The 16,670-nt window shown below is 34.1% G+C and carries 13 protein-coding genes; 6 read left to right on the top strand and 7 right to left on the bottom strand.

The window, feature by feature from the left end; all coding sequences use genetic code 11:
- The first annotated feature begins 368 nt into the window (after positions 1-368).
- Both KMW28_RS05385 and KMW28_RS05380 read left to right on the top strand, forming a co-directional pair.
- Complete coding sequence (locus tag KMW28_RS05385; RefSeq protein WP_169664472.1) at positions 369-2,366, top strand: alpha-amylase family glycosyl hydrolase; 1,998 nt, start codon at positions 369-371, stop codon at positions 2,364-2,366.
- 222 nt (positions 2,367-2,588) lie between these two features.
- Positions 2,589-3,167 carry a hypothetical protein gene (locus KMW28_RS05380; RefSeq protein WP_169664471.1) on the top strand — a complete coding sequence of 193 codons (579 nt, stop codon included), beginning with the start codon at positions 2,589-2,591 and terminating at the stop codon, positions 3,165-3,167.
- On the opposite strand, the gene KMW28_RS05375 is transcribed toward KMW28_RS05380, so the two are convergent.
- Positions 3,164-4,276, bottom strand: a complete 1,113-nt coding sequence (locus KMW28_RS05375) for a DegT/DnrJ/EryC1/StrS family aminotransferase (protein ID WP_169664470.1) — start codon at positions 4,274-4,276, stop codon at positions 3,164-3,166. The genes KMW28_RS05380 and KMW28_RS05375 overlap by 4 nt on opposite strands.
- Positions 4,277-4,305: 29 nt before the next feature.
- Positions 4,306-4,692, bottom strand: a complete 387-nt coding sequence (locus tag KMW28_RS05370; RefSeq protein ID WP_066209525.1) for an arsenate reductase family protein — start codon at positions 4,690-4,692, stop codon at positions 4,306-4,308.
- Positions 4,693-4,902: 210 nt separating this feature from the next.
- Here KMW28_RS05370 and KMW28_RS05365 point away from each other — a divergent pair, with 210 nt between their 5' ends.
- From KMW28_RS05365 to KMW28_RS05355, 3 genes are all read left to right on the top strand, one after another.
- Positions 4,903-5,802 (top strand): LysR substrate-binding domain-containing protein, encoded by a 900-nt coding sequence (locus KMW28_RS05365; RefSeq protein WP_169664469.1) that lies wholly within the window; start codon positions 4,903-4,905, stop codon positions 5,800-5,802.
- A 74-nt stretch (positions 5,803-5,876) separates the two neighbouring features.
- On the top strand, positions 5,877-6,830 hold the full coding sequence (locus KMW28_RS05360; RefSeq protein ID WP_169664468.1) for a YeiH family protein: 954 nt from the start codon (positions 5,877-5,879) through the stop codon (positions 6,828-6,830).
- A gap of 140 nt (positions 6,831-6,970) precedes the next feature.
- Complete coding sequence (locus tag KMW28_RS05355) at positions 6,971-8,665, top strand: hypothetical protein (RefSeq protein ID WP_169664467.1); 1,695 nt, start codon at positions 6,971-6,973, stop codon at positions 8,663-8,665.
- A 1-nt stretch (position 8,666) separates the two neighbouring features.
- Here KMW28_RS05355 and KMW28_RS05350 read toward each other — a convergent pair whose 3' ends face one another.
- The 3 genes from KMW28_RS05350 to htpG all read right to left on the bottom strand — a co-directional run bounded on the left by KMW28_RS05350 (position 8,667) and on the right by htpG (position 11,810).
- The gene (locus KMW28_RS05350) at positions 8,667-9,083 is read right to left on the bottom strand and encodes a secondary thiamine-phosphate synthase enzyme YjbQ (protein ID WP_169664466.1); all 417 of its coding nucleotides are present in this window, start codon (positions 9,081-9,083) and stop codon (positions 8,667-8,669) included.
- A 108-nt stretch (positions 9,084-9,191) separates the two neighbouring features.
- Complete coding sequence (locus KMW28_RS05345) at positions 9,192-9,677, bottom strand: TlpA family protein disulfide reductase (protein WP_169664465.1); 486 nt, start codon at positions 9,675-9,677, stop codon at positions 9,192-9,194.
- Between the two features lie 258 nt (positions 9,678-9,935).
- A complete protein-coding gene (gene htpG, locus KMW28_RS05340) occupies positions 9,936-11,810 on the bottom strand; it encodes a molecular chaperone HtpG (RefSeq protein WP_169664464.1) in 1,875 nt (624 codons plus the stop codon).
- Between the two features lie 829 nt (positions 11,811-12,639).
- Between htpG and KMW28_RS05335 the strand changes: the two genes are divergently transcribed.
- Positions 12,640-13,827: a DEAD/DEAH box helicase gene (locus KMW28_RS05335; RefSeq protein WP_169664463.1), complete on the top strand. Its 1,188-nt coding sequence runs from the start codon at positions 12,640-12,642 to the stop codon at positions 13,825-13,827.
- On the opposite strand, the gene KMW28_RS05330 is transcribed toward KMW28_RS05335, so the two are convergent.
- On the bottom strand, positions 13,807-15,648 hold the full coding sequence (locus KMW28_RS05330; protein WP_169664462.1) for an ATP-binding protein: 1,842 nt from the start codon (positions 15,646-15,648) through the stop codon (positions 13,807-13,809). The two genes, KMW28_RS05335 and KMW28_RS05330, sit on opposite strands and share 21 nt — an antisense overlap.
- 32 nt (positions 15,649-15,680) lie before the next feature.
- Positions 15,681-16,292, bottom strand: a complete 612-nt coding sequence (locus KMW28_RS05325) for a response regulator (RefSeq protein WP_066209544.1) — start codon at positions 16,290-16,292, stop codon at positions 15,681-15,683.
- Positions 16,293-16,670: the final 378 nt, after the last annotated feature.

The raw sequence follows: 16,670 nt of genomic DNA, 5'->3' as shown, positions 1-16,670 counted from the left end.
ATTCAACATAATAGGTTAATATTTTAGTAAAGTTTAATGATTGATAATTCCTACACATTTAATCGTTTATGAATACGACGTTTCTGATTCAGTGAAAAGAGAAATTCGTAGATCACATAAGTTGATACTTCTCTATATTTATATCCAAAATTTTGACTACACAAAAGTAGAAAAAAAACATTATACAAACAGTATAATACTAGTGAACATAAAATTATAAATATTTTTTAGTATCGAAACGCGTTGCAATCAAATGTTAACAAAAACATTATAAAATTGGGTATCTTATTCAATAAAAAGATCGTATTTTAAACCTAAGTTAAGTTGATAAGTTCGACTCCCTTTTATAAACGTCTTGTAAAGTAAGTATGAAAAAAGAATCTAAATTGCTCAAAATTCTTGAGTACTTAGAAGCAAATGAAGCTAAAGAAACAAGAAGCTATTTTGTTCCTTCATTGTGGCTTGGTCAAGAACAAGGTGCATCTACTCCAGTAGAAACCAACCCAATGACATTCTTTAAAAACGCTATTAAAGAAATAACCTCCCCAACTGATAGTAATGTAAATTATAATCATTCATTATCTAAACTTAGAAGCCAAGTTCATGGCAACGGAGGCGATTGGACCTATTTCTCAAGTTTCTATAACTTATTTCCTCGATTAACCACTGCTTATGATCATGATAATGATGGTCATGTAGGTTCTGGACATCGTATGGATATTACTTCTAGCGACAACGGTTTTAGAGAAACAGGTACGCTCTTAAAGTGTATCACTTTATTAAAATATATCAAAAACTTAGGCTGTGATACGGTCTATATGTTACCTATTACAAGTATAGGTGAAGATGGCAACCGTGGTGACCTTGGTTCTCCATATGCTATCAAAGATCAGTATCAGATAGATCCTAATTTGGCAGATCCTTTGATTCCTTTTACTGTTGAGGAACAATTTGAGGCATTTGTTGAAGCGGCTCACATGATGGGAATGCGTGTGATTATGGAATTTGTACTTAGAACTTCGTCTCTTGGTGGAGATTGGGTGACTACAAATCCTGAGTGGTTCTATTGGATCGATAGAAACCGTGCACACGAATATCATTCTCCAGAGTTCCCTGCTAACGAACTCGCTGAAATTAAGAAAATTCCTAAGGGTGGAGGATTCCATTTTGCCCCTAGTCAAGAATATAGATCGTTATTTAAAAAACCACCTCGTCCAGAACAAATCAAAGTCGAAAATGGCAAGTTTGTCGCTTATACAGATGAAGGTGAGTTAATTATCCCTGGTGCGTTTGCGGACTGGCCACCTGATGATATTCAGCCAGCATGGTCGGATGTTACTTACCTAAGGATGTATGACTTCCCGTACGATCATCAGCCAAACGATTATAATTATATCGCTTATGATACCATACGCTACTATAATCCTGAATTGGCACAACCTAACCATGTAAATCGCCCGCTATGGGATAAGATTAGTGGTGTTATTCCTCATTACCAACAATTTGGTATTGATGGTGTAATGATCGATATGGGTCACGCCTTACCTCAACCATTAATGGAAGAGATCATCAACAAGGCAAGACAAAACGATAATGACTTTGCTTTCTGCGAGGAAAACTTTGATGTTACTCAGAAAAGTAGAGATGCCGGATTTAATGCGGTATTGGGTCACGAATGGAGGGTTACTTCAAGAGAAAAGAGAGCAGGTATCCAAAGAATTGTACAAGATTCTAACGATTACCTTGCACTACCATATTACGGAACGCCAGAAACTCATAACACTCCACGTGCTATGATGAGAGGTGGTGAACCTCACTCTCGAGTAAGTTATGTATTGAACAAGTTCTTACCTAACTCTATTCCGTTTATTCATCAAGGATTCGAATTGTTGGAAGAGTGGCCTGTAAATACAGGTTTGAATTTCCTTCAGTCGGAAACAGATTACTACAGTAACCAACGTTTACCGTTGTTCTTTAAATCTGCCTTAAGATGGAACAACGATCACAACCTTATTGGTCATATTAAGTACATCAACTCTATTTATGATCGTTTCGGTTGGATGCTGAATAGTGAACACCTGAGAGGTAATGAAAACTCGATGACCATACACTATCCAGATACTTCTTACGAAAGTGTAATTGGTTTTGAACGTTTCGACCCATGGCATCCTGAACATACTGTTTTGGTGGTTGCCAATACAGATTATAAAAACGAACAAGATTTCTATTTAAATATTCCTGGTACAAACAACGGTAAGTATTGGGATTTTGCTGAGCAAAAAGAATATGAATTCGTCGATAACTGGGTGTCTGGTAAATTACAGCCAGGTCAGTGCATTATTATGGAGATTAGAAAATTGATTTAATCAATTTTTAAATTAAATATAAAGCCACTTGTATTCACTACAAGTGGCTTTTTTATGTCAAAAAGGTACAATTAGGCAGCATCTTCCGTTCTATTTGAACGATAATACGTATTCAATTTATTTCAATTTTATAACATTCATTCATTTTCATTCACTTAAAATATCCTTAAAAATAGCGACTTTGCGAAGATGTGTAGTGTGTTATTTTAAACTAAACTGATTATGAAAAAGATAAACTTGATTAGCCTCCTTGCTGGCTTTATGATGTTGGTTCAACTACCATCATATGCACAAGAGCATCATGAAGCAGAACAACATCACGAGAAAAAATGTAGAAGTAAAGTAAGTTTTTACATGGGGTATACTGCTATCCCACAAGCAATAAATCATGATGCGCTAATCGTACCTACTATTGGATTTGACTATTCTTACCGCTTAAATAAGAAATTTTCTATTGGGATTGTAAACGATCTTGAGATGGCACAATATGTTGTGGAGGTAGAACCTGCAACAGGAGGTCATCATGGTGGCGAAGCCAAAGAGGCGGAACATTTAGAAAGAGAGTTTGCCTATGTTGGGGCTGTGGTTCTCTATTATTCTCCAATTAAAGGATGGAATATAGGTGTTGGTCCTGGTTTAGAATTAGAAAAGAACAAGAACTTCTTTGTGGGTAAAGTTGTCGTTGAAAAAGAGTTTGAATTACCTGGTGAATGGGAAATTGCGCCAACTTTACAATACGACATCAAAGAGCAAGTATATGACTCTTGGAGTTTGGGTGTTACTTTTGGTAAAAGATTTTAATCAGTAACATCAAAAAATAATTTGATCTGATCACAGACATATTTCACTTGTTCGTTGGTCATACCAATAAATAAAGGAAGACTCAAAGTAATAGAGGCGATTTCTTCAGCAATGGGGAAGTCGCCTTTTTTATATCCTAAATAGTTTACTCCTTCCTGAAGATGTAAAGGTATCGGATAATGGATTAATGTACCCACTCCTTTTTCTTTTAAAAATTCTTTTAACTTCTCCCTTTTCTTAGTGTGAATTGTAAATAAGTGATTTGCGGGCAAGCATACATCTTTAGCTCTAAAGTGAAAAATATCCCGTACATTTTTAAGTAATTCAGAATACATATCCACTATGTTCTGACGCTCTAAATTCCACTTTTCCAGGTATTTAAGCTTAATATTAAGGAATCCAGCTTGCAACTCATCCAAACGAGAATTGACACCTACGGTATTGTGTACATATTTAACCGTTGACCCGTAGTTTCTTATCGACAAACATTTTTTATACAAGTCTTCGTCATTCGTTGTAATCGCTCCAGCATCTCCTAATGCACCAAGGTTTTTTCCCGGATAAAAACTTGTGGCGTTTACATGTCCAAAACTACCTGATCTTTTGTTTCTCCACTCTGCCCCTTGTGCCTGAGCATTGTCTTCTATTAGGAACAACTGATGTTTATTGACAACATCAAGTAGTTGATCCATATTGACCATATGCCCATATAGATGTACTGCAATGATGGCTTTAGTTTTACTCGTCATCTTTGATTCTAATTGATGCAAATCCATCAACCCATCTTTTTTATCAATATCTACAAAAACGGGAATGGCTTTCACTTCTAGAATCGATAATAAAGTGGCGTAAAAGGAATAAGCAGGTAGAATCACTTCATCTCCCTCTTTTATATCAAGTGCCAACAATGAAATTTTAAGTGCATCGTATCCATTTCCTACGCCAATACAATAATTTGTGCCCGAAAATTGGGCATAAGAAAGCTCGAAAGTGGTCAATTCTTCACCCATTATATAATTTCCTTTATCATATACTTGAGTAAATTTCTGGACTACTTCCGAGCGGATTTTCTTTTGTTGTGATTCTAAAGTTAAAAAAGGTACGTGCATAGGAGAATTATTTCTCCATAGATACAATTTTATACATACATATCCTCATAAACATCAAAAATATGTTCTATGGTAGGATCAATTAATACTTCATCTTCGTGTACCACAATGGGTGTTTTTAGAAGAGAAGGATACTCTGTTAGGGTTTGTATCAGTACCGATTCACTCATTTCGTTGATGTCGTTACTAAAACATCTATACCATGGTGAGTTCTCGTTAATCAGCATACATGCTGCACCGGATTGCATTTTTCTGACAAGTTCGTTTAGTAATTTTACTGTTAAGTTGGAATGGTTTAGCACCACCGTTTTTACTTTTGTTTTTGTTTTTACCTCTGCTAGTAAAACTACTTGGCTTGTACTTGTGCTGTCATATATAAAGACAGTCTTCATTGGGTTCTCATCTGATAGTGTCATATTTGATAGTTATTAGGACAGTGTTAATGTGTTATTTGCTCAGCAACTTGCTAATTGGTTTTACAAGTCTTGATTTAATCGTATCACTTGATGTTGAATAAATAAAACAGTACATTAATACGTTCAATTTTATTATCTTGATTTTCTACGAGTGATCGTCATTTTTTTAAGCTAATCAAAAATACAAATTTTTAAGATCAATATCAATTCATGAAATCACATTTTCGCTTACATGTTTTCTCGGAAGTTGTTCAAAGGCAAAGCTTTACAAAAGCTGCTGAGTCGTTACATATCTCTCAGCCTGCGGTAACAAAACATGTCAGAGCATTGGAGGAAGAATATGGTCTTCCTTTATTGGAAAGAAAAGGAATGTTGATTCAACTTACCTCTGCAGGTGAAATTCTAAAACAATATTGTGATAAAATCTTCAGTTTAGAGCGACAATTACATTTTGATATCGACTCCTTAAAAGAAAATATTGGGGGAACTATTCGAATTGGTGCTTCAACAACAATTGCTCAGTACATTATCCCTTCGGTGATTGCTACTTTCCAACAAAAGGTGAAAGATGTAAAAGTTGAAATTAGAAGTGGAAATACAGAGGCTATAGAAAATTGGTTACTGGAAGATGTTATTGATATAGGAATGATTGAAGGTGATCCACACAGAGGTGGCTTAAAGTATATTCCCTTTCTAAATGATGAACTCGTATTGGTATGTTCCTCAAAGAATGCATCAAAAAGCAATAGTATTTCGATTGCTCAATTTAGAAAAAAGCCTTTGGTGATGCGTGAACAAGGAAGTGGTACGCGTAAGATTATCGAAAATGCCTTATCATCAAAAAATATCGACGAAGATGAGTTGAATATTGTGATGTATTTGGACACTACTGAGAGCATCAAAAGGTATGTTACCTCCTCTTCTAACTATGCTATTTTATCGATTTATTCTGTTTTGGACGAACTCAATCGTGATCAACTTCAAATTATAGATATTGATGAGCTGGAAATCAACAGAGATTTACATTTTGTTATAAAAGAGGGTGGATCAATAGGAATTGGACGTCGTTTCATGGACTATGCACTACTTCATTATAACAAAAAGTTATAATGCATTCTTTTTAATGATTCATTTTTTCTCATCGAATGTTGACTTTTGTAATGTGAAAAACAAAAGAAAATACGATGAAAAAGATAATTTCTACAATCAATCAAAATCCATTAATCAATAAAGTTACTTATACTGCTTTAGCGATCATTACTTTACTACCCTTTACCAATAGTGTATTTGCTTTATTTTCAGGAATTTTATTTGCGATCTTCTTTAAGATTCCTCATCAAGAATTAAATAAAAAAATAAGTTCTAATCTTCTGAAATGGTCAGTCGTATTTTTAGGTTTCGGTTTGAATGCCAAAGAAGCGATTGAAACAGGATCAGAAGGATCATTAATTACTTTTACCTCGATTGCACTTACATTAAGCTTTGGTGCAATTATCGGTAAGAAATTAGGACTTGATAAAACCATTTACAGATTAATTGCATCGGGTACTGCTATTTGTGGTGGTAGTGCAATTGCCGCTATGGCTCCTGCTTTAAAAGCAGATGAGAAACAGATCTCTGTGGCCATGGGTACGGTGTTTATTTTAAACGCTGTTGCTTTGGTTGTTTTCCCAATAGTTGGACACATTATGGACCTTACGCAAACACAATTTGGATGGTGGGCAGCTTTGGCTATTCACGATACTAGTGCGGTAATTGGCGCAGGTCAGGCTTTTGGAGAAGAAGCGTTAAAAGTGGCTACAACAGTAAAATTAACTAGAGCTTTATGGATTGTTCCTATCTCTTTAATTGCTGCAGTAAGTTCTTCTGGAAAATTGAAGTTAAGCACTATGCCGATCTTTATTTTTGGATTTATCGGTGCGGTGATCCTAAATACATTTGTACCTGCGATTCATGAGTTCGCTCCTGTTTTTAATTTTATTGCCCATAAAGGTTTAGCATTAGCCTTATTTGCTATTGGATGTACATTGGATGTTCAGAGCATTAAAAAAGTAGGTATCAGACCTATCTTCCAAGGTTTGACGCTTTGGAGTGTAATATCTGTTGTTTCTTTGATTGCAGTTATACATCTGTTCTAATCAAATAGTAAAATATTAATTATAACCCTTAACTTAGAGTAGATCTTTTCGAGATTTACTCTTTTTTTATTTAGTTTCGAAAAGGGATTTTTTTCTACTATTATCAATAATTCGAAAACTTTAGTTACATCAATTCATCAATGGCGTCTAAAAGAAAACTTTACATCCGATTACTTTTACTTATTGGTATTCCTATTTTAGGCTATTTTGGAGTTCAATATGCCAATCATCAATTAGAGGATTTTGCAATGAATGCCATCAAGGAAGTGGCTATTGGTAAAAAAGGTGATGGTTACTATGTAAATTTTCAGTATTTTAAAATCCATTGGGAGAAAAGCAAGTTAGAAGCTACAGGTATTACAATTCTACCGAATGTAGATTCAGAAAATGAAAACTGGGTCAATGCCACCGTTGATACACTTGATATCGAATTTAGTCATTTGTATAGTGGACTTCTTCTAGGGAATATACAAGTAAAAGAGTTCTCTTTGATTCGTCCGAACTTACAGTATTTCTACAGAGAGAAGAAAAAGGATGATGACAAACCTTCTACCAAAGATCATCACTCTCCTATTCCAAAGTTTGACATATTAGGACAGCGTTTGAATAAAGTGGGTATTTCATCGATTAATATTAAGGAGGTGACTTTTAATGGATACCTTGTGACTAAGGAGAATAAACATCAGCACATTTTCCATACAACCCAAAACCTGAGATTGAATGGTATCGATTTTCACTTGGAAGAAACTGATGAAAACCTGATTGATATTGATGAAGTGGTTTACAACTGCGGACCTACCTTTATGAAGGCCTACGGTGGGTTGTATGAGTACAAATTTGATAGCCTTTGGGTTTCGAATGAAGCTAGTGCCTTTTCTATTCAAAAGTTTGAGTTAAAGCCTCAGACTTCTTCCGAGGTATTCTTTAAGAGAGTGGGGAAACAAACGGACATGATGTCTGTGGTATTGGACTCTTTATCAGGTAATGGTTTTAGTCCTAATAGTCTCTTTAAACACAATGTAATCAATTTAGATGAGTTGATATTGGACGGAGCCAAAATCACTATTTATAGGGATAAAAATTATGAGGAGGACACTACAGTTGTAAAAGCTTTACCTCATCATTTATTACGTACAAGCGAATATGATATTAAGTTGGATCGTTTTGCTCTAAATCATTCTCAATTGATCTATAAAGAGAAAAGTAAAAACGCTAAACAACCTGGAATATTAAAGATTGATGACCTTCAACTATACATCAACAATATTAATACTGAACTAGAGAAAGATATTCATATGGACCTCCAATGCAGGCTATTTGGTTCTAAAAAGGCAAAAATGACATTCGATTTATTGACCGATTCTGCATCAGAACATTTTTTAACTGGAGAAGGTCATATCCCTGCATTTTCATTGTATCATCTAAATGCTTTCACCCATCCTAACATGGGAGTTATGTTTCAAAAAGGCGAGGTCATTGATATCAATTTTAATGTAAAGATGAATGACAAAATTGGTAGAGGAAATCTTGATTTCTATTATAAAGACTTAAAGTTAAAACTTACTGGTAAAAACGATAGTAAATCGAATTTTGTAGAATCACTTACTGGTTTTGCGGCAAATAGTTTAGTCTACCATAAAAATCTGCCTGGAAATAGAGGTAGACATGCTCCACTGTATTTTGTAAGAGTAGAATATAAATCTGTCGTACATTTTATTATACATACCATTTTATCTGGGGCAGAAACAGCTGTTATTGGTACTTATGGGCAATTGCCTCCTGATGAAAGAAAAGCTTATAAACATGGGCAAAAACACCATAAAAGTACCAAATAATCTACTCTCCAATAAATGTAATGACCAAACTTCTACCCGAAGCTCTATCTCTATGTTCACCTAGGTAAATTCCCTGCCATGTGCCTAATAATGGTCGACCGTTTCCTATTGGAATACTTACAGACGATCCTAAAGTCGATGCTTTTAAATGGGCTGGCATATCGTCGGATCCTTCGTAGGTATGCTTATAATAAGGGGCATTTTCTGGATGTACCACATTAAAGTGACTTTCAAAATCTTCTCGTACTTCTGGATCTGCATTTTCGTTAATCGTTAAGGATGCAGAAGTGTGTTGGATGAAAACTTGAAGTATACCAGATTTGCCTCTTATTTCGGGGATTTGTTGGAATACTTCGTCTGTGACAATATGGTAACCTCTAGGGTAGGATCTTAATCGGATTTGTTTTTGGATGACCATGGTTTGTTTGTTTTTTCTCTTTAGACTTCTAACTGGCGTAAGCGAGACACCTTACTAAAAGACCCACGCTTTGTGGGGCGTGGGTCTTTTGGATGTACTTGTACTGTACTAGATGCCTTGTTCTTCGAAAAGCATCTTTAGTGCTTCCTCAGATGGACGGGGTGCATTGGCTTCAATCACTTTACAATCTTTTCCTAAAAGGATAAATCTTGGTATGCCAGTAATCTGAAATTTGTCAGTAAATTCATAATTACCGCCTAAATGAAATTGATTTCCGTGCAATTCCTTTTTTTCTACCATCTTTTTCCAAGCATCTTTACTTTGATCAGCAGAAACGCTTACGAATACGATATCTTTATCTTTATATTCTTCTTCGATTTTCTGCAAAGAAGGAATTTCTTTTAAGCATGGACCACACCATGAAGCCCAAACATCAATATATACTAATTTTCCTTTGTAGTCTTTAAGGTTAACTTTATTACCGTTTAAGTCTTCGAAAATATATAGTTTATCTTTGTCTTTATTTGGTGAGTTATTACTGCTTAGAACAAAAGTTGCGATCAATAATATTGACCAACTGAATAGTTTTTTCATGATCATTAATACGTAAGTAGAATGTGTGAATTTCGTTATAACAAATATCGTACATTTTTGAATAAATGTGAAATAAACATTTCCTTATCTATTGGTTATATTTCCCGACATCGTTAATAATCAGATAAAAAACGATCATAAATTGTGAATTTTATTTCATTAATTATTAATGATTGTATTATCTGATTCTAATGAAAATAAAAGGCTATCTCATTGCACATGAGATAGCCTCTATGATTATCTATTCTAGAAAATGAATTAAATCAATTCTAAAGATCTATTGATAAATGAAGTAAGATCAGCACCTTTTAAGTTGCCTTGAGTCAATTTAGCCAAGTCATAAGCATGCTTCACTAATTTGTCTTGCTCTTCTTCTTTCTCTTCTTTCAAAATTCTTGATACAAATTCAGAGTTACCGTTGATAGTGATCGTGTCACCACCACCCATGCCGCCGAACATTGCACCCATGCCACCTTGCATAGCTGCCATTTCTTCCATACGACGCATAAACTCTGGTTTTGTAATCAAGACAGGTAATTCGTCTGCAGTCATAGCCTCTACTTTTGGCTCTAACTTATCGTTACCTAACGCTCTTTTAAAGATATCTACCAATTTGTTAGACTCCTCTTCAGTAAGAACTGACTCGTTTTTCTCGTCAGTTTCGATCAAGTTATTTACAGTATCCGAGTCAATTCTCTTCATAGTAATATCTTCGAACTTGTGCTCTGTATTACTGATAAAGTGAGAGTCGATTAGTGTATCCATTTTCAATACATCGTATCCTTTCTTTTGAGCAGCTTGGATGTATGAATCTTGAGTTCCTTGATCTGAAGCATACAAGAATACAGACTTGTTGTTCTTGTCTACTTGAAGAGCTTTTACGTGCTCTTTGTACTCTTCGAAGTTGTATAACTTACCGTCTAAAGATTCCAATAAACAGAATTTCTTCGCTTTGTCATAGAACTTCTCGTCAGTCATCATTCCGTATTTTACGAAAAGACCGATGCTTTCCCATTTCTTCTCGAAGTTCTCACGATCGTTTTTGTAAAGGCTATTCAATTTGTCAGCTACTTTACGCGTAACGTATGAAGAAATTTTCTTCACGTTTGCATCAGATTGTAAGTACGAACGAGAAACGTTCAATGGAATGTCTGGAGAATCAATTACACCGTGCATCAAACGCAAGAATTCTGGCATAATTTCCTCAACATTATCAGTAATGAATACCTGACGTGAGTATAATTGAATTTTATCTTTGTGAGGTGTTACATCTTCCTTCACTTTAGGGAAGTAAAGAATACCTGTCAATTCGAATGGGAAGTCAACGTTCAAGTGGATCCAGAACATTGGCTCTTCTGACATTGGATACAACTCTTTGTAGAAGTTTAAGTAATCCTCGTCAGTTAATGACTTAGGGTCTTTTGCCCAGATTGGCTCCGACTTGTTGATGATGTGTGGCTCAACGATTTCAACGTCTTTAGCGTCATCACCTTCTCCTTCTTTCTCTGTTCTCTTGTCCTCTCCCACTTGGATTGGAATAGGCATGTATTTAGAGTAACGGTTAAGAATTTGACGTAATCTGAACTCATCAACAAATTCTTCAGAATCTTCGTTTACGTGAAGTACAATAGTAGTACCTCTTTCCGCTTTGTCTGATTCAGAAATTTCGTATTCAGTAGAACCATCGCAAGTCCATTTTACTGCTGGAGCATCTTTGTAAGACTTCGTGATCACCTCTACATTATCTGCTACCATAAATGCAGAATAGAAACCAAGACCGAACTTACCAATGATAGTAGAAGTGTCGATGTCTTTGAATTTCTCTACGAATTCTGTAGCACCTGAGAAGGCCACTTGGTTGATATATTTCTCTACCTCTTCTTCTGTCATACCGATACCACGGTCAGTGATAGAGATAGTTTTGTTGTCTTTATCTACGTCTACTTGGATAGTTACGTCGCTCATTTCTTGGTCGTACTCACCCATTGACGCTAATTTTTGAAGCTTTTGAGTAGCATCAACTGCGTTGGCTACTAACTCACGAAGGAAGATATCGTGGTCTGAGTATAAAAACTTCTTGATGATTGGAAAGATATTTTCAGTATTTACCGAAATTGAACCTTTTGCCGCCATTATGTTTATAATTTTTAGTTATTGTACAATTTTATATAGCATGTCAAAAAATACGTTTACACGCTGATGCCATTTTTTCAAATTGTATTCCAATTGATCTATTTATGACGAATTGACACTTTGTCTTCCTTTATGTCAGTTTATATTTGATATATCCCTTTTTGACAATAGAAAGTTTGGCAAAGTTTGATGAAGATAACGTTCGATTGAAATTTATAGACAGTATAAATAAGAGTTAAGATTCTATATATAACAAAACTCACTAAAAAACATTTGTAATTGTTTCAAAAAATATCATAGATTTGTGTAACTTATTGCGGGAAATATGTGGTACATATTATTCTACAGTTCCCAAAATAATATGAACTAAAATCTATTGATGTTACTTAAAGGTATTCTATATAGTAAATTCAACTATTATATATCCAAATTAATTTGAATAGATTAAACTCTCTTGCTGAATCAATTCCAACGGGTTCTGATTTGTACTAACTTGATCGATTAATAAATGAATGTACATCAGATTTTCAATATCCTTTGAAAATTTCCTCCCAAAGAATGAAGAGTTCAACAAGAACACGTCGTAAGGCGTATGCCTTACTTTCAAAATTGTATAAGTAGTCACACATCATAATAGAAAGGCTGTTGAAATTTTCGACAGCTTTTTTCTTTTTATAGTATATGGATTGGATTTTTGATTGTCTATGGATTAATTACTTTTATGAATATATAAAATTAAAACTCAATTAAAGCAAAGACATCAAAAGTCATTTAATTGTTCTAATTAATTCTATTTTAAAAACAATCTGATAAGAAAATTTGTTCCAGGATGCAGCCAAATTCAAAATCGTTCGATTTACTAATTAAAGATCAAATACTTCTAGATACGCTAAGTCAAAAAGGATTTGACACCCCAACACCTATTCAAGAATTGGTCATTCCTCAAATTATAAATCAAACAAATAATTTACTTTGCGTCTCTCCCACAGGATCGGGTAAAACACTTTCCTACCTGCTTCCTTTACTTCAACTTATTCAAGTTCAAAAGGATTCAAATCAACTTTTAGTGATTGTTCCTACTCGAGAATTAGCCACACAGGTATATAACAATGCACTACAATTCTGTGAAGCTAAAAAAATAGGCATTTTGAGTATTATTGGTGGAGTGAATATGGATAAACAAAAACGGTTGTTAGAAAATCCTCCTCATATCATTGTCAGTACCATGGGTCGTTTGATGGACTTATATCATCAAGAGTGTATTGATTTTAAACACCTCACCCATTTGGTGATAGACGAAGGTGACAAAATGTTCGAAATGGGTTTTAGAAAAGAAATGGAAGAACTTATTGATATTATACCTGACAATACGATGAAATACTTATTCAGTGCCACTTTATCTTCAGAAGTCGATCATTATTTACAACATCATTTTAATGAATATCAAAAAATTGAAGTCGCACCAGAAAAAGTCTTTATTGAACAGAAAGTGTATTATACTGATCAAAGAAATAAGAAAAGATTGTTTCTATCTATCCTATCAGCGTTAGATCATCAAATATTGATTTTTTGCAATACCAAAAAAGGAGTGAATTTTCTGGAAAAGACGTTGAAGAAGGAAAATTATGAGGTGATGGGTTTACATGGAGGAAAACCTCAATCTGTCAGAAATAAAGCATTACTTGATTTTAAAGAAGGGAAACTAAAATTACTTATTGCTACAGATATTGCCTCTAGAGGTATCGATATTAAAGCACTACCTTTAATCATTAACTACGAAGTGCCTCAAAATGCAGAGACGTACACACATAGAATTGGTCGAACGGCAAGAGCTGGGAATGCTGGAACCGCGATGACTATTGTGGATGGTACTGAGATTCGTTTATTCCAAGAAATTATTAAGACTACCAATCAAAAAGTGATGGAGGTTGCCCATGAATTTGAGATGAATGAAGCAGAGGACGATCGTGAGAGAATGAAACTCAGAAAAGAGAAGTTAAGAAACGGTAGAAGATAATTGGATGTTTTCGATGCGAATAACAGTTCCAAACTTAGAAGACTCTATCGCTGATGTACCACCGACAGCACTTGTTCTAAATCGAATATTACTTAAACCTACACCATCTTTTACTTTATCTACATTAAAACCCACTCCATTGTCTTCGTATATAATTCGAGCGGTAGTAGCATCATCGCCAAAACACTGTATGTGTACAGATTTAGATTGACTATGTTTTTCGGCATTATGCAGCAATTCTTGAATGATACGGTAGCAATGATTCAGTGCCTCTATATTGTCAGAATAAGGCCAATGATAAAACTTTATATAGATCTTCATCTCATCGGTAGAAGCTTTCTCTACCAAATCATAAATAGAATCTTCGAAGTTGACGACATCATTAAAGCTTGGAGAAATTAAACCGTGACTCATATCTCTTACCGTTTTTATGGTAGAAGAAATGATGTCCTTTACCTCATCTTCTTCTAAATGATCCGATTTATTGACTAAAGCTAAGTTTCCTCCAACATTATCATGTAACTCTCTGCCGATTCTATTTCTCTCAAATTCTTGACCTTTGAGGACGGCATCAGAATACTCTTTTTCTAGTTCTTTCTGTTTAGACAAAAGGCGAATCCTGTCATTGTAAATGCTAATCACTTTGATAAATAACATCACAAAATAAAGCACAGACTCATAGGCAATAAAAATATAGTAGAGATAGTCTGTAAAAGTGGATCGTTCTATGACACCTAGATTTGGTAAAGAGACAAATCCTGCAATGACTATCAAACGGGTAATTAATACTCCAAAAGCAATTTTACCATACATACTCTTTCTTTTCACACTGTGATAAAGAAGGTAGAAGCACCAACCAAAACTCACCCAAGAAAGTAGTACTACAGAAACAAAAATGATGGAAATGACAGTTTCATTTCTAGTCAATAAAAAGATGAAAGCGGTAATTAATGTATACCCAAGCCAAAGAGGGGTAAACCATTTGGTGAATTTTACAAAACCTGAATGAACATTATGAATGAGGTATTTATAGAAGTACACCAAAGAAATGATATAAAATAAATTAGCGAAATGCCTTAGGTAGTAACTAAAGTTTAACCATTCTTTATCGAAATACTTGATAAAACTACCCAACTCTGTCTCTGCAAATAAAATCCCACTGTAGAATGAAAAAGCATAAAATAAAAACACTCTTTCTTTACTTAATAGTCCAATGACTAACCCAATAGTAAGCATTGTTAATACAAGTACTCTCAGAATAACTAAATAATGAGTAGCTTCTTTTTGATCGCGTTCAAAAGAGGTTGTATCACAAAGTAATATATCGGTATGAGTGGGCCAACCATAGCCATTTTTAAAGAATATCACCTCTATTACTTCTCCTTTCTCAAAATAAAGTGGAATATCGTACCCCCTAATTAAAGGTTGATCCGGATTATGATAGAAGGAAGAATTTGAGCCCAGTTCATACTTTTCTACCCTATTATTGATATGTTTTACCCATACGGTGATTTCGGGTACGAGTATATAATTAAAGTAAAGTACTTTATTCTGTCTATGTTCACTTTGTAATTTTAGTCTATACCATTGTACTCCATCAAAAGGACCATTTGATAATCCATCGAACGATGTCTGCTGCCATGCATTTAAAAAATTGGGATCCTCTCCTTCTGCATGAAATGGTAATCGATCGGAGTAATTCTCTACAAATTTGGTACAGTTTATTGTTTCATTATCGCTAGAAAGAAGAACGACATTAGAGGCAAAGGTTGGTACTATAAATAGAAATAGGATAAAACTTACAACTATACTTTTTCCCATTTTTGTAAGGGATAACCGTTTGGGATTTAAAATTATACTAAAAGATTATCTATGGCATATTTTATCACATCTGCTTTATTATCAAGATCTAATTTAATTTTGATGTTACGTATGTGAGTTTTTACTGTTTCTAGACTTATAAATAGCTCATCAGAAATTTCTGACATACTTCTACCATGTGCCTGTAACTTTAAGACCTCTTCTTCTCTTGGAGACAATAATATTTGTTGCTTTTCCTCATCATCAATTAGGTCCTTTAAACCCGGAGAGAAGTAATTCGAGCCATTTAAGATTGTCTTTATGGCTTCAATAAAACTATCAGGGTGATCGTCTTTTAATATATATCCATTCACATTAGAATTAATTGCTTTTTTTATTAATGATCTTTTTCTGTGCATAGAAACAATAAGATATTTCTGATCATCATAATTTAATCTTGCTTTATTAATAAATTCATACCCTTTCATTTCGGGCATATCCATATCGACCAGTATGATATCAAATTCATTTAATCTCATACCTAATGCTTCTATTGGATTGTTTACAATTACGACAACAGCATTCAGTTCTTTTTGTAAAAATTGCTCTATACCCGTTGAAAATAAAATGTGGTCATCAACAATTAGTATGTTAGGTGTTGGCATCTGAAATAGTTCAATTAAATAATAGTAGTAACGTATTCGAGTTGTTTACATCATAGTTTTGTAAGCAATATATTAATTTACAATCATTATATAATCAATTGGATAAAAAGTTTAGTTCTTACGTAATATTTATTGCAAAAAATGTTTTTGATCTCTTTTCAATTCCTAACAAATGTTGATAAAAAAGAACAAAAATAATGTGTATCGTTTCATATATGTATGTTTATCAAACTCTTAAAAAAATGAAAAAATCAAAGTTTAAACACCAAAACGGATACATTATTAAGTTCGATGACGCTATTAAAAATTTAGAACTTTTCAATAAAGAAATGAATCAAGAAAATTATGACTCAATTGTAAGTAAGATTAAATCATAGT

This window comes from Flammeovirga yaeyamensis, from assembly GCF_018736045.1.
Classification (GTDB): Bacteria; Bacteroidota; Bacteroidia; order Cytophagales; family Flammeovirgaceae; genus Flammeovirga; species Flammeovirga yaeyamensis.
This window is presented reverse-complemented; position numbering and strand designations above follow the sequence as displayed.

Bases quoted from the DNA above. Each gene is read 5' to 3' on its own strand.
- KMW28_RS05385 (WP_169664472.1), top strand. From the start codon at position 369: ATGAAAAAAGAATCTAAATTGCTCAAAATTCTTGAGTACTTAGAAGCA.
- KMW28_RS05380 (WP_169664471.1), top strand. From the start codon at position 2,589: ATGAAAAAGATAAACTTGATTAGCCTCCTTGCTGGCTTTATGATGTTG.
- KMW28_RS05375 (WP_169664470.1), bottom strand. From the start codon at position 4,276: ATGCACGTACCTTTTTTAACTTTAGAATCACAACAAAAGAAAATCCGC.
- KMW28_RS05370 (WP_066209525.1), bottom strand. From the start codon at position 4,692: ATGACACTATCAGATGAGAACCCAATGAAGACTGTCTTTATATATGAC.
- KMW28_RS05365 (WP_169664469.1), top strand. From the start codon at position 4,903: ATGAAATCACATTTTCGCTTACATGTTTTCTCGGAAGTTGTTCAAAGG.
- KMW28_RS05360 (WP_169664468.1), top strand. From the start codon at position 5,877: ATGAAAAAGATAATTTCTACAATCAATCAAAATCCATTAATCAATAAA.
- KMW28_RS05355 (WP_169664467.1), top strand. From the start codon at position 6,971: ATGGCGTCTAAAAGAAAACTTTACATCCGATTACTTTTACTTATTGGT.
- KMW28_RS05350 (WP_169664466.1), bottom strand. From the start codon at position 9,083: ATGGTCATCCAAAAACAAATCCGATTAAGATCCTACCCTAGAGGTTAC.
- KMW28_RS05345 (WP_169664465.1), bottom strand. From the start codon at position 9,677: ATGAAAAAACTATTCAGTTGGTCAATATTATTGATCGCAACTTTTGTT.
- htpG (WP_169664464.1), bottom strand. From the start codon at position 11,810: ATGGCGGCAAAAGGTTCAATTTCGGTAAATACTGAAAATATCTTTCCA.
- KMW28_RS05335 (WP_169664463.1), top strand. From the start codon at position 12,640: ATGCAGCCAAATTCAAAATCGTTCGATTTACTAATTAAAGATCAAATA.
- KMW28_RS05330 (WP_169664462.1), bottom strand. From the start codon at position 15,648: ATGGGAAAAAGTATAGTTGTAAGTTTTATCCTATTTCTATTTATAGTA.
- KMW28_RS05325 (WP_066209544.1), bottom strand. From the start codon at position 16,292: ATGCCAACACCTAACATACTAATTGTTGATGACCACATTTTATTTTCA.